This window comes from Streptomyces liliifuscus, assembly GCF_016598615.1.
Classification (GTDB): Bacteria; Actinomycetota; Actinomycetes; order Streptomycetales; family Streptomycetaceae; genus Streptomyces; species Streptomyces liliifuscus.
In genome coordinates this window covers 3,810,401-3,823,049 of sequence record NZ_CP066831.1, presented here as the reverse complement: position 1 = coordinate 3,823,049, position 12,649 = coordinate 3,810,401, and the positions used below count along the sequence as shown (strand labels likewise).

Genomic DNA, 12,649 nt, shown 5'->3' with positions numbered 1-12,649 from the left:
CAGACGATCGCTCACAGCGAACAGCGCCCGGGGAACAATCGGGGGCTCATATGCATTGAGTCGGCATAGCTCAACTTGAATGCCGAAGGGGAGATCATGACTTTGACGTCCGAACCGCTCACTCTGCCCGTGCTGCCGCTCGACGACGAGGTCGTGCTGCCCGGCATGGTGGTGCCCCTGGACCTCAACGACGCCGACGTACGCGCCGCGGTGGAGGCCGCACAGGCCGCCGCGCGCTCCAGTGGAGGAAGCAAGCCGAGGGTGCTGCTTGTTCCGCGGATCGACGGGACGTACGCGAACACGGGCGTGCTCGGCACGGTCGAGCAGGTCGGACGTCTCGCCGACGGCGACCCGGGCGCCCTGATCCGCGGGCGCGGCCGGGTGCGTGTGGGCGCCGGCACGACCGGCCCCGGAGCGGCTCTGTGGGTGGAGGGCGTCCAGGTCGAGGAGACCGTGCCCGATCCGCTGCCCGGCGCCGTGACCGAGCTGGTCAAGGAGTACAAGGCGCTGGCCACCAACTGGCTGAAGAAGCGCGCCGCCTGGCAGGTCGTGGACCGCGTCCAGGCCATTGACGACGTCTCCGCGCTCGCCGACAACTCCGGATACTCACCGTTCCTCACGACCGCCCAGAAGGTCGAGCTCCTGGAGACCGCCGACCCGGTGGCCCGGCTGAAGCTCGCCACCGAGCAGCTGCGCGAGCACCTCGCCGAGCAGGATGTCGCCGAGTCCATCGCCAAGGACGTGCAGGAAGGCGTGGACAAGCAGCAGCGGGAGTTCCTGCTGCGGCGCCAGCTGGAGGCCGTCCGCAAGGAGCTGCGCGAGCTGAACGGCGAGGCGGAGGGCGAGGAGTCCGACGACTACCGGACCCGCGTCGAGGCCGCCGACCTCCCCGAGAAGGTCCGTGAGGCCGCGCTCAAGGAGGTCGAGAAGCTGGAGCGCTCCAGCGACCAGTCGCCCGAGGGCTCCTGGATCCGCACCTGGCTCGACACCGTCCTGGAGCTCCCCTGGAACGAGCGCACCGAGGACGAGTACGACATCCAGGGCGCCAAGACGATCCTGGACGCCGAGCACGCCGGCCTCGACGACGTGAAGGAGCGGATCACCGAGTACCTGGCCGTGCGCAAGCGGCGCAACGACCGCGGTCTCGGTGTCGTGGGCGGCCGCCGCGGCGGTGCCGTGCTCGCGCTCGTCGGACCTCCCGGCGTCGGCAAGACCAGCCTCGGCGAGTCCGTCGCGCACGCCATGGGCCGCAAGTTCGTCCGGGTCGCCCTGGGCGGCGTACGGGACGAGGCGGAGATCCGCGGCCACCGGCGTACGTACGTCGGCGCGCTGCCCGGCCGGGTCGTGCGGGCCATCAAGGAGGCCGGGTCCATGAACCCGGTGGTTCTGCTGGACGAGATCGACAAGGTGGGCTCCGACTTCCGCGGCGACCCGGCCGCGGCCCTGCTCGAAGTCCTCGACCCGGCGCAGAACCACACCTTCCGGGACCACTACCTGGAGGTCGAACTCGACCTGAGCGACGTGGTGTTCCTCGCCACGGCCAACGTGCTCGAAGCCATCCCGGAGGCACTGCTCGACCGTATGGAGCTGGTGCGGCTGGACGGCTACACCGAGGACGAGAAGGTCGTCATCGCCCGGGACCACCTGCTGCCGCGACAGCTGGAGCGGGCCGGTCTGGAGAAGGCCGAGGTCACCCTGGACGAGAGCGCGCTGCGCAAGCTGGCCGGCGAGTACACACGGGAGGCGGGCGTCCGCAACCTGGAGCGGTCCGTCGCACGGCTGCTCCGCAAGGTCGCCGCGCAGCACGAACTCGGCGAGCGGGAACTGCCGTTCACGGTCGGCGCCGACGATCTGCGCGCGCTGATCGGCCGGCCCCACCACGTGCCCGAGTCGGCCACGGACCCGGCCGAGCGCCGCACCGCGGTGCCGGGCGTGGCGACGGGCCTCGCGGTCACGGGCGCGGGCGGTGACGTCCTCTTCGTGGAGGCGTCCCTTGCCGACCCGGAGACGGGAGCGTCGGGTCTGACCCTCACGGGACAGCTCGGTGACGTCATGAAGGAGTCGGCACAGATCGCGCTCTCCTTCCTGAGGAGTCACGGAGCCGAGCTCGAACTGCCGGTGGGCGACCTGAAGGACCGGGGTGCGCACATCCACTTCCCGGCCGGCGCGGTCCCCAAGGACGGCCCGAGCGCAGGCGTCACCATGACGACGGCTCTCGCCTCGCTCCTGTCCGGCCGCCTGGTCCGCACGGACGTGGCCATGACGGGCGAGGTCTCGCTCACCGGTCGGGTGCTCCCGATCGGCGGCGTGAAGCAGAAGCTGCTCGCCGCGCACCGGGCCGGGGTCACGACCGTGATCATCCCGAAGCGCAACGAGGCCGACCTGGACGACGTCCCGGCCGAGGTCCTGGAGAAGCTCGACGTCCACGCGGTCACGGACGTCCGCCAGGTCCTCGAACTGGCCCTCGCTCCGGCGACGAACGGCGCGGCGACGGAGGTTCCGGTGGCGGCGTGACGGACGTCCACCGGTAACGCAAGGCCCGGGTCCCTCTTCGCGAGGGGCTCGGGCCTTCCGCGTATCTACGCGCGGGTCATCGGTTGTACGCGTGGGTCGTGGGTGGGTGCCGTCGGTGGACGTGGTCGTCGATGGGTGCGGGTCAGCCGTTGGCCAGGGCCACCACCCTGTCCAGGGCCCCGTTGAACTTGTTGTGGTCGCCGACCGTCGGGCCTGACGAGGTGTACTGCCACATCGTGTAGTAGCTCCAGCCCGCCGGCAGCGTGCCCACCGCCGAGGCGTAGCGCGCGATCCAGAGCGGGTTGGCGGAGGCGAAGCCGGCGTAGTTTCCGGTGCACTCGGTCCACCAGCTGGTGGCCGTGTAGATGACGGCGTCGCGGCCGGTACGGGCCTTGTACTGGTTCAGGAAGTCACGGATCCAGGTGACCATCGCGCTCTGCGTCTTGCCGAAGCAGGCCGCGCCGTACGGGTTCCACTCGATGTCGAGGGCGCCCGGCAGGGTCCTGCCGTCCTTGGACCAGCCGCCGCCGTGGTCGACGAAGTAGTTGGCCTGGGCGGCTCCGCCCGTCGTGTCGGGGGTCGCGAAGTGGTATGCGCCACGGATCATGCCGACGTTGTACGAGCCGTTGTACTGCTGGGCGAAGTAGGGGTTCGTGTAGTACGTCCCCTCGGTGGCCTTGACGTAGGCCCACTTGACCCCGCTGGTCCACAGGGTCGACCAGGCGACGTTGCCCTGGTGGCTGCTGACGTCCACGCCCTCCGTCTGCGTGGCGTCACCGGGGGTGGGCAGACCTCCCTGGCCGTCGTGCGGGATGACGCCCATGCCCATGTGGGCGGAGCCCCGGGGCGGGACGTCGGCCGCCTGGGCCGGGAACGGGAGGGTGAGGGCGAGGAGGAGAGAGGCGAGGGAGAAGAAGGCTGCGAGCAGTAATCGGGATCTGTGCACGGGCATTGCGTGCCTCCGGAGGCTCGACGTGGTCGAGGGTGCGGGAACGTGCGCGAAGGTGCCGGAACGTGCTTGAAGGTGCCGGAAGTGCTCGAAGAGTGCTCGATGTGGGTAGTGGCGTGGGCATGCCACTGAGTGCCCTCAAACGAAGCTACGCGCCGCTGCGACCGGCCGGAAAGAGGGGCCGGAGGCTGCCGTTGGTCTATTCCTGCGAAATACTGGCCCAGCTGCGGCAATGGCGGTCTTTGGCGGAAACTTTCACGATCGGGAAACCGGGTCATGGGTGCTGACGTGCACGAGGGCGGAAACGGCGAGGGGCACCGGACGAAATCCGGCGCCCCGGCGAGTGGTGTGGACCAGGGCGGGGTGGACCAGGAGTTCCTTGCCCTGGAACGTGAGCTGACCGTTCTGCTGCGGCGCGCCCGTGCCTCCTCCGGTGAGATGGTCCGGGAGGTCCATCCCGACCTGGAGTCCTCCGCGTACGGCCTTCTCGTGCGGCTGGAGGAACTCGGCCGGCAGCGGGCCACGGAGCTTGCCGCGTACATCGGGGTGGGCAAGGCCACGATGTCGCGGCAGCTGCGGGCGCTGGAGGAGATGGGCGTCGTCGCCCGGGAGCCGGATCCCGCGGACGGGCGGGCCTGGCTCGTTCATCTCACGGAGGAGGGGCGGGTGCGGTTTCGTGCCGTGCGGGATGCTCGGCGGGCGCGGTATGTGCGGGAGCTTGCCAGCTGGGACCGGAAGGAAGTGGCTGAGCTGGCGCGGTTGTTGCACCGGCTGAATCGTGGTGTGGAGGGCTGAGAGGGGCCTCCCGGGGGTTGGTCGTCGGCTGCCGGCCGGTTGTGGCTGGTCGCGCAGTTCCCCGCGCCCCTAAAGACGCGCAGTTCCCCGCGCCCCTAAAGACGCGCAGTTCCCCGCGCCCCTGACGGGGCACCCCCTCGCTCACAACTCCACGTACGCCACCGTCGCGTCGTCGTGTTGCTTTGAGCGGCCCAGGAACTCGCGGTCCGTATCCGCCAGTTCCAGGGCCCGTACGCGGTCGATCAGGGACTGGCCGCCCTCCTTGCGGATCAGGGTGAACAGGTCCGTCCAGTCGCCCTCGTGGAACTTGTCCGTCCAGCGGGTCGCGCCGTCCGTGAGGGCGGCCAGGGCGCGGACGTCGGGGCGGGGCAGCGTGCCCGTCACCGCTCGTGACGCCACGGAGGGATCCGCAGCCGCCGTGAAGAAGCCGCCCTCCTTGTTCCGAAGGGTGGCGTCGGTGGCGGTGTGGGAGGTCAGGGCGGCGCGGGGGACCCGCGAGAGGCGGTCGTCGAGGAGCGGGGTGACCTCGCCCGAGGGGGATTCCACGAGAAGGGCCGAGTCCGAGAGGACCAGGTACTCGACGGATTCCGGGGACCAGCGGGCCAGTACGACGGTTGCCTGTGGGGTCCGTGGGTGAGAAAGGTCACAGGTGGTTCGATGGGCGTCGGCGGTACGCAGGATGGCTTGCGCGAGCACCTCGGGCAGAGTCAGATCCCGCCGTGAAACGGACAGTTCGTGCAGGGATCCGCCGAGGCGGGCCGTGAACCAAGGGACGGAATGCAGACAGGCGTAGTCGGTGGACGGCGGCGTCACACCGTCCAGGACGACGAGCGAACCGCCCTGTCCGGAGGCGGGAAGTCCGAGCGACGCGTAGTCCTCGTCGGGGCGGGCGGGGTCACCGGGGACCGAGATCAGTTCCGAGCGCATTCGGCCAGTCTGCACGAGGCCTTCACAAGCTTCGCCAAAGGCTGGCAACCGTCCTCGAATCGCCCCTGCCCGGCAGGTCAGGCGCCTGTTTTGAGGTGGAATCACCGACTCCACAGAAGCGTGGTGGCGCATCCTGCCACCGGTCGCCGTGGACGTCCAACCGGCCCGCCGCGCAAGGGTGTCGCACGCGCCACGGGAACTTGCCGGTCCGCTCCTCGGGGATGTTCACTCCTTCGTGTGGCGGGTCAGGCGATGCGCGACCACTGCCCACCGGCACTGGGAGGGTCGGGAGCCGTACCGGGACGACACGCGAGTTGACGGACAGTCACCCGGGCCCATGGGGACACGAGTCAAGAATGCGAGCACCGGTGCAGAAAATGCGGCCTCGGCGCAAAGGCAGGCAGTCGGCCTCGGGTGAAGCCTCCGGGCACACGCCGAACTCGCCTACCGCACAGAACATCCAGGACCCCGCGGGCCGCGGTCGCCCGGCACACGTACGCAGTCGGCTGATCATCGCCGTCGCCGTCGTGGCCGCCGCGATCGCCGGAGCCGGTACCCCGTCCGTGATCGCCGCGTCGAGCGAGCTGAACGACTCGCAGAACCTGGTGACGCTCGCCGGACGCACCCAGGACGCGCTGGCCCTCGCCCACTCGCTCTCCGACGAGCGCGACGAGGTCACCTCCTACATCGCGGCCGGCCGCCCCGACGGCAAGGGCCCCTCCGAGCGCCGCAGCGCCCGCGTCGACCGGCAGGTCGACGAACTCCGCGCGGAAGCCGTCGAGGCCGATGCCCCCGCTGCGTTCCGCGAGACGCTCGACGGCATCGCCACCGTGCGCCGAGCGGCACTCACCGGCAAGAGCACCGCTCTCGAAGCGCATCAGGCGTACTCCGCCGCCCTCACCGACCTCCACGGTCTCGCCGAGGAACTGGCCGAGCGGCTCCCGCCCCGCGCGGGCGCCGGCGCGCACGCCCTCGCCGAGCTCGACACCGCGGTCCAGCAGGCCGCCGCGACCCGCGGTCTCCTCCTCGCGGCCCTCAACGTCCCCACCTCCACGCAGACCGGCACCGACCCGATCACGGGCCTGCCCACGACGAGCACCACGTCGACGGCCGCGGACACCAAGCAGCGCAACGCGCTCACGGCCGCCGCCATGCAGTCCAACGTCCGTGAGCAGGCGGCGATCACCGGCTTCCGCGAGACCGCGCCGAAGACCGACCGCGCCTCGTACGACTCCACGGTGACCGGTGCCGAGGTCAACACCGCCGACAAGTACCTCGCGAGCCTGGCGACCCGGCCCACCCTCTCCGACTCCCAACTCGACACCGACACAAAGAAGCTGGACGCCGCGCTCTCCGCCCGCGTCGAGCAGATGCGCGGTGTCGAGGCCTCCCTCAACACCCAACGGGCCAAGGAACTCGCCCAGTTGAGGGACGACGACGTCACCGCGCTGGAGATCCGGATCGCCATCCTCGGCGCCCTGATGCTGCTCGCCGTCGGCGTCGCCACGGGCATGGCCCGCTCGCTCACCCGCCCGCTCGCCGTCCTGCGCCGCGGCTCGGCCCGTGTGGCCGGCGCACCCGCCACCGAGGAACCGGTCAGGTTCACCGGCCGCAACGACGAGTTCGCCCAGGTCGTACGCTCCGTCAACGCGCTCCACGCGCACGCCCTCGCGGCCCACGAGCGGCTGGCGACCCTGGAGGACGACCGCAAGCACCTCATCGGCAAGCGCCAGAAGATGGCCGACGAGCGCGACCGGCTCCGCTCCGAACTCGCGGACTCCGTCGCCCACCTGGAGCAGGTCCGCAGCAGCATCCACGGCACCTTCGTCAACCTCGCCCTGCGCACCCTCGGCCTCGTCGAGCGCCAACTCGGCGTCATCGAGGGCCTGGAGGAGCGCGAGCAGGACCCCGACCGCCTCGCCACCCTCTTCCGCCTCGACCACTTCGCCACCGTCATGCGCCGCCACAGCGAGAACCTGCTGGTCCTCGCGGGCGCCGACCACGGCCACCAGCACCCCGGCCCGGTCCCGCTCGTCGACGTCGTACGCGCCGCCGTCAGCGAGATCGAGCGGTACGAGCGGGTACGGATCGCCGCGCTGCCGCCGCACGCGCACCTCGCCGGGTTCGCCGCGGACGACATCAGCCACCTGGTGGCCGAACTCCTGGAGAACGCCTCGTCGTTCTCGCCGCCCGACATGCCCGTCGAGGTCTCCGGCTGGCTCCTGGAGAGCGGCGAGGTCATGCTCTCCGTCCAGGACGAGGGCATCGGCATGACCGGTGACCGGCTCAACCAGCTCAACGCCCGCCTCTCGGACTTCGACCCCGAGGACGCGTACGACCAGGAGAGCGGCGAGGGCCTCGGGCTCGGCCTGTACGTGGTGGCCCGGCTCGCCCACCGGCACGGCGTACGGGTGCAGTTGCGCGAGCAGAAGCAGGGCGGTGTCACGGCGGTCGTCGTCCTGCCCAAGTCCCTGCTCGCCGCCGCGCCCGCCGTCGCCGTCCCCTCGGCGACCACCGCCCGCACGGCGGGCGGCGCCCCCGCGCTCTCCCTCCCGGGCGCGGACGCCGAGGTCAACTCCAATGTCCTGTACGCCCGTTCGGACCGCGACCCGCTGATCGCGGCCGCGGAGGAATCCCTGCGGGACACGGGCGAAACCCACGAGGACGCGAGCCCGCAGGGCGGCACCGAGGAGGAGCCGTCCTCCCGGCCCGCCCAGTCCCCCCGGCCCGCGGACACGACCGACTCCACCATCCCGCCCGGAGCCACCGGCCCCGAGACGACCATGGTGCTCATGGCGCCGGTACCCCCGGCCGAGGACCCCTCCGAGCCCGCCGGACCCGAGGCCCGCGAACCTCAGGTCCGCGAGCCCGAAGCCACCACCCCGCCCGTCACGCTCCCCGCCCAGACGAGCACCGATCCGTACGCCATCGGCCCGGACGCCCACGAACGCGTCCCGGACGCGCCGCACCAGCAGCAGCCGCAGCCGACGTACGAACCGCAGACGCCGCACGCACCGCAGGAATCGCACGCACCGCAGGAACCGGACGAGCCGGTCACCGACAAGGGGCTGCCCAAGCGGACCCCCAGGATCTCCGCGCCCGCCCCGGTGGCGAGGCCGCGCAACGCGTCCGTGGACGCCGAGGCCCTGCGCCGCAGGCTCGGCGGATTCCACCGGGGCGCGAACCACGGCCGCCGTGAGGTCGAAGCGGAGATCGCCGAACAGACGTCGGGGCTGCAGCAGCCCGCCGCACATGCCGTAGAAACCAAGGGGGACACAGTCGAGGAGGCAAGCAGTTGACCGCGCCCAGTACCTTCGGACTGAGCAGTGAAGCCCGCAATCTGCACTGGCTGCTGACGAACCTCGTCGAGGAGGTGCCGGGGCTCCTGTCCGTCGCGGTGGTCTCCTCCGACGGCTTGTTGCTGCTCTCCTCCGACCCCGGGAGGAACGCCCAGGCCCGTCGCGGCACGGAGAAGCGCACGAGCCCCAAAGGCTCCGCGGCGGACCTCGCGACCATCGTGTCCGGCATCGGCAGCCTCGCCATCGGCGCCGCCAAGCTGATGGACGGCGGCGGCGTCAAGCAGACGATGGTCGCGATGGAGGACGGCGGCCTGTTCATCATGTCGATCAGCGACGGCTCGCTGCTCGGTGTGCACGGCGCCCCGGACTGCGACATGAGCGTCGTCGCGTACCACATGGCGCTCTTCGTCGGCCGCGCCGGACATGTCCTGACCCCCGAACTCCGCAGCGAGCTGCGGCAGTCGATCGAGGCCACGACGATGGAGGCGGCCAAGTGAACGACGTGAGCGGCACGCCCAGGCTCCCGGTCCGCGGCGGCGACCGCAAACCCGCCCGCGTACGCCCGTACTCGCTCACCGGCGGTCGTACGCGCTTTGGGCACGTCCTGCTCGTCGAGACGTTCGTGGCGGCGCTCGAAGCCTCCCCGGAGCGCCCGGAACTGGAGAATGGTTCACTCTCCACCCGGGTGATGCCGGAGATGCGGGCCATCGTCGAACTCTGCCGCCGGATGCGTACGGTGGCCGAGGTCGCCGCCCTGCTGAAGATGCCGCTCGGTGTGGTCCGGGTGCTCCTCAGCGACCTGGCGGACCAGGGAAAGATCCGTGTGTACGGAACAGGTCACGGCCCGGGACAGCCGGACCGCGCTCTGCTGGAAAGGGTGCTGAGTGGACTCCGTCGTCTCTGACGCCTCCCGCGTCGCAGATGCCTCGCGATACCCCGGGTCTCCGCAACTCATCGAGTCCGACGATGAGTTGAAGGCCTGGCAGAAGGACCGTACGCGCGCCCCGATCGCCACGAAGATAGTGGTGGCCGGCGGCTTCGGCGTCGGCAAGACCACCCTCGTCACCGCCGTCTCGGAGATCACGCCCCTCCAGACGGAGGCGCTGATGACCGAGGCGAGCGAGGACACCGACGACCTCAGCTCGACCCCGGAGAAGCTGACCACCACCGTGGCCATGGACTTCGGCCGCATCACGCTCGACGACGACCTGGTCCTGTACCTGTTCGGCACGCCGGGGCAGCAGCGGTTCTGGTTCATGTGGGACGACCTGGTGCGCGGGGCGATCGGCGCGGTGGTCCTCGCCGACACCCGCCGCCTCAAGGACTGCTTCCCGGCGCTCGACTACTTCGAGAGCTGCGGGCTGCCGTACGTCGTCGCCGTCAACCACTTCGACGGCAGCGAGAAGTACGAGCCGGAGGACGTACGCGAGGCCCTCACGATTCCCCCGCACATACCTGTCATGATCATGGACGCGCGCAGCAGGTTCTCGGCGATCGAGACCCTCCTGGCCCTCGTCGGCCACGCACTCGAAGTCAGCCCGGAATAACCGGAATCGGACGCCGGAGCCAACCGGATCCAGACACCGGAACAAGTCGTACGCAGAGAAGGACAGGCATGCGGAAGATACTCGTCGTCGGAGCCGGCCAGTCCGGACTCCAGCTCGCCCTCGGACTCCAGTCGAACGGGTACGAGGTCACCCTGATGTCCAACCGCACGGCGGACGAGATCCGTACGGGCCGCGTCATGTCGACGCAGTGCATGTTCCACACGGCGTTGCAGCACGAGCGCGATCTCCAGGTGAACTTCTGGGAGTCCCAGGCCCCGAAGATCGAAGGACTCGGCGTCTCGGTCGCCGCCCCCGGCTCGCACGACCCGGGCCCGACCCAGCGCGCGATCGACTGGGTCGGCAGGCTCGACGGCTACGCCCAGTCCGTCGACCAGCGCGTCAAGATGGCCGGCTGGATGGAGACGTTCGCCCAGCGCGGCGGCCAACTGGTCATCCACGGCGCGGCGGTCGGCGACCTCGACTACTTCTCCCGTACGTACGACCTGGTCCTCGTCTCGGCCGGCAAGGGCGAGCTGGTGTCGATGTTCGGGCGCGACGCCTCCCGCTCCCCGTACACGGAGCCGCAGCGCGCGCTGGCCGTCGCGTACGTCCACGGCCTGGGCCCGCGCCCGGAGCACCCGGACTACGACGCGGTGCGCTGCAACCTCGTGCCCGGCGTGGGCGAACTCTTCGTCATGCCCACCTTCACCACCTCCGGCCGGGCGGACATCCTCTTCTGGGAGGGCATACCCGGCGGCCCGCTGGACGCCTTCCAGGGCGTCAAGGACCCGGCCGAACACCTCTCCCTGACCCTGGAACTCATGGAGCGGTTCACGCCGTGGGAGTACGCGCGGGCCACCAAGGTCGAACTCACCGACGCAGGCGGCACGTTGTCCGGACGCTACGCGCCCATGGTCCGCAACCCCATCGGCCGGCTGCCCGGCGGCGGCCTGGTCCTCGGCGTCGCCGACGTGGTCGTCGCCAACGACCCGATCACCGGACAGGGCTCCAACTCGGCCTCGAAGTGCGCCGCTTCATACCTCGACTCGATCCTCTCGCACGGCGAGAAGGAGTTCGACGAGACGTGGATGCGGGACACCTTCGAGCGGTACTGGGACACGGCCCAGCACGTGACCAAGTGGACGAACGCGATGCTCGGCGCCCCGCCGGAGCACGTCCTCAACCTGATCGGCGCGGCCGGCCAACTCCCCCCGGTGGCCAACCGCTTCGCAAACGGCTTCAACGACCCGTCGGACTTCGAGAACTTCTTCTATGAGCCGGAGAAGACGGGCGCGTACCTGGCTTCGGTCGCCGGAGCCTGACGGGCCGGTCGCGCAGCCCCTCGACGCACTCGTCCCCGCCCACTCACCAGCGCAACTCCCCGTTCTCGTCCTGGAGGGTTCCGGTAGGGCCGTCCGCGTCGAGGGTCGCCAGGCGTACGACAGTTCTGGCGCTCTCCTCCACCGGCCTTCCGATTCCGAGGGACGCGGTCATGTCGGTGGCCGTGGTGCCGGGCTCAAGAGCGTTGAACTTGATGCCCGGCTGGGACTTGGCGTACTGGACCGTGAGCATGGTCGCCGCCGACTTGGACGCGGAGTAGAGCGCGAACGGCACGTTGAACTCCGGCCGGTCCGGGTTGTTCACTGCCCAGAACGACCCGAGGCTGCTCGAAACGGTGACCACGGTCGGGTTCGAGGACTTGTGCAACAGCGGAAGTGCCGCCTCCGTGACGCGCACGATTCCCACCGCGTTGGTGTCGAACATTCGCAGAGCCGTGGGACCGTCGCTGACTTGGCTCCCGAGGATGCCCGCGTTGTGCACGAGGACGTCGAGCCGGCCCTCGGCCGAACCGATCGTCGCAAGCGCGCTGCTCACAGATGCGTCATCGGTGACGTCGAGCTGTACAAACCGCGCGTCGAGCTCTGCCGCGGCCTTCTCGCCTCGCTCGACGTCACGCGCACCGATGTAAACCGTGTGGCCCAACTCCAGAAGCTGCTTGGCTGTCTCGAAACCGATGCCCTTGTTGGCTCCGGTGATCAGTGTGACGGTCATGCCTTTCCTCCAGAACTAGGTGCCCCGAGTGGGCGGTTGGCGGTATCCGGCCTATTTCTTGCTGTCGCTGTCGCTGTTGCCGTTGCTGATCGGACAGGTCAGCCGGTCAGCTGACGGCGCATCTCGCCGGCGTCGTGCAGGGCCGTCATATGCACGAACCGCCCGTCGCGGACTTGGTAGATGGCGTATTCGACGATTTCGAACGAGGCGCCGGTGGGGGCCACGCCGAGCCACTCCTTCACCGGAGTGCCCGTGTTGATCAGGCGCGCGGCCAGACGGTCTCCGTCGAAGAGCAGTTCCTTGAGCTCCCAGTGGAGGTCCGGAACCGCCTCCACGTCTCGCCTCTGAACCGCGAGAAGGTCGTCCCGGGTGGCCGGCTCACCGTTCAGCGTGGTCCGGTCGTTGATGAACTCGTCCATGCCGTCGAACTTGTGGGCGTTGAGCTGCTCGACATAGCGGCGGTAGAAAGCGCGCAGATCGCTGTCGGACACGTGAACAGCCTCCTTCGACTTCTGCATCGGTCGATGCAGAAGTCGAACGATAGCACTTCCGCATCGATCGATGCG

The 12,649-nt window shown here is 70.0% G+C and carries 11 protein-coding genes; 7 read left to right on the top strand and 4 right to left on the bottom strand.

The features are described from left to right. Positions 1-96 precede the first annotated feature (96 nt). The gene (lon, locus tag JEQ17_RS16075; RefSeq protein WP_200395897.1) at positions 97-2,514 is read left to right on the top strand and encodes an endopeptidase La; all 2,418 of its coding nucleotides are present in this window, start codon (positions 97-99) and stop codon (positions 2,512-2,514) included. A 142-nt stretch (positions 2,515-2,656) separates the two neighbouring features. Here lon and JEQ17_RS16070 read toward each other — a convergent pair whose 3' ends face one another. Continuing rightward, positions 2,657-3,466, bottom strand: a complete 810-nt coding sequence (locus JEQ17_RS16070; RefSeq protein ID WP_200395896.1) for a lysozyme — start codon at positions 3,464-3,466, stop codon at positions 2,657-2,659. Between the two features lie 285 nt (positions 3,467-3,751). Between JEQ17_RS16070 and JEQ17_RS16065 the strand changes: the two genes are divergently transcribed. Further along, complete coding sequence (locus JEQ17_RS16065; RefSeq protein WP_200401513.1) at positions 3,752-4,258, top strand: MarR family winged helix-turn-helix transcriptional regulator; 507 nt, start codon at positions 3,752-3,754, stop codon at positions 4,256-4,258. 141 nt (positions 4,259-4,399) lie between these two features. Here JEQ17_RS16065 and JEQ17_RS16060 read toward each other — a convergent pair whose 3' ends face one another. Beyond that, on the bottom strand, positions 4,400-5,185 hold the full coding sequence (locus JEQ17_RS16060) for a protein phosphatase 2C domain-containing protein (RefSeq protein WP_200395895.1): 786 nt from the start codon (positions 5,183-5,185) through the stop codon (positions 4,400-4,402). 377 nt (positions 5,186-5,562) lie between these two features. On the opposite strand from JEQ17_RS16060, the gene JEQ17_RS16055 reads away from it, so the two are divergent. The 5 genes from JEQ17_RS16055 to JEQ17_RS16035 all read left to right on the top strand — a co-directional run bounded on the left by JEQ17_RS16055 (position 5,563) and on the right by JEQ17_RS16035 (position 11,353). Next, positions 5,563-8,484: a sensor histidine kinase gene (locus JEQ17_RS16055; RefSeq protein WP_407700054.1), complete on the top strand. Its 2,922-nt coding sequence runs from the start codon at positions 5,563-5,565 to the stop codon at positions 8,482-8,484. Further along, positions 8,481-8,981 carry a roadblock/LC7 domain-containing protein gene (locus JEQ17_RS16050; RefSeq protein ID WP_200395893.1) on the top strand — a complete coding sequence of 167 codons (501 nt, stop codon included), beginning with the start codon at positions 8,481-8,483 and terminating at the stop codon, positions 8,979-8,981. Before JEQ17_RS16055 ends, JEQ17_RS16050 begins: the two co-directional genes overlap by 4 nt. 5 nt (positions 8,982-8,986) lie before the next feature. Continuing rightward, positions 8,987-9,388, top strand: coding sequence for a DUF742 domain-containing protein (locus tag JEQ17_RS16045; protein WP_189838446.1), 402 nt, complete (start codon positions 8,987-8,989; stop codon positions 9,386-9,388). Further along, positions 9,369-10,031, top strand: a complete 663-nt coding sequence (locus tag JEQ17_RS16040) for a GTP-binding protein (protein ID WP_383386094.1) — start codon at positions 9,369-9,371, stop codon at positions 10,029-10,031. The genes JEQ17_RS16045 and JEQ17_RS16040 overlap by 20 nt, the downstream gene beginning before the upstream one ends. 68 nt (positions 10,032-10,099) lie before the next feature. Continuing rightward, a complete protein-coding gene (locus tag JEQ17_RS16035; RefSeq protein WP_200395892.1) occupies positions 10,100-11,353 on the top strand; it encodes a styrene monooxygenase/indole monooxygenase family protein in 1,254 nt (417 codons plus the stop codon). Positions 11,354-11,396: 43 nt separating this feature from the next. Here JEQ17_RS16035 and JEQ17_RS16030 read toward each other — a convergent pair whose 3' ends face one another. Beyond that, entirely contained in the window at positions 11,397-12,083 is a 687-nt protein-coding gene (locus JEQ17_RS16030) for an SDR family NAD(P)-dependent oxidoreductase (protein ID WP_200395891.1), read from the bottom strand. A 98-nt stretch (positions 12,084-12,181) separates the two neighbouring features. Further along, on the bottom strand, positions 12,182-12,574 hold the full coding sequence (locus tag JEQ17_RS16025; RefSeq protein ID WP_200395890.1) for an ester cyclase: 393 nt from the start codon (positions 12,572-12,574) through the stop codon (positions 12,182-12,184). Positions 12,575-12,649: the final 75 nt, after the last annotated feature.

Excerpts from the sequence above, each read along its gene's own strand:
- lon (WP_200395897.1), top strand. The coding sequence starts at position 97 with ATGACTTTGACGTCCGAACCGCTCACTCTGCCCGTGCTGCCGCTCGAC.
- JEQ17_RS16070 (WP_200395896.1), bottom strand. The coding sequence starts at position 3,466 with ATGCCCGTGCACAGATCCCGATTACTGCTCGCAGCCTTCTTCTCCCTC.
- JEQ17_RS16060 (WP_200395895.1), bottom strand. The coding sequence starts at position 5,185 with ATGCGCTCGGAACTGATCTCGGTCCCCGGTGACCCCGCCCGCCCCGAC.
- JEQ17_RS16055 (WP_407700054.1), top strand. The coding sequence starts at position 5,563 with ATGCGGCCTCGGCGCAAAGGCAGGCAGTCGGCCTCGGGTGAAGCCTCC.
- JEQ17_RS16035 (WP_200395892.1), top strand. The coding sequence starts at position 10,100 with ATGCGGAAGATACTCGTCGTCGGAGCCGGCCAGTCCGGACTCCAGCTC.
- JEQ17_RS16030 (WP_200395891.1), bottom strand. The coding sequence starts at position 12,083 with ATGACCGTCACACTGATCACCGGAGCCAACAAGGGCATCGGTTTCGAG.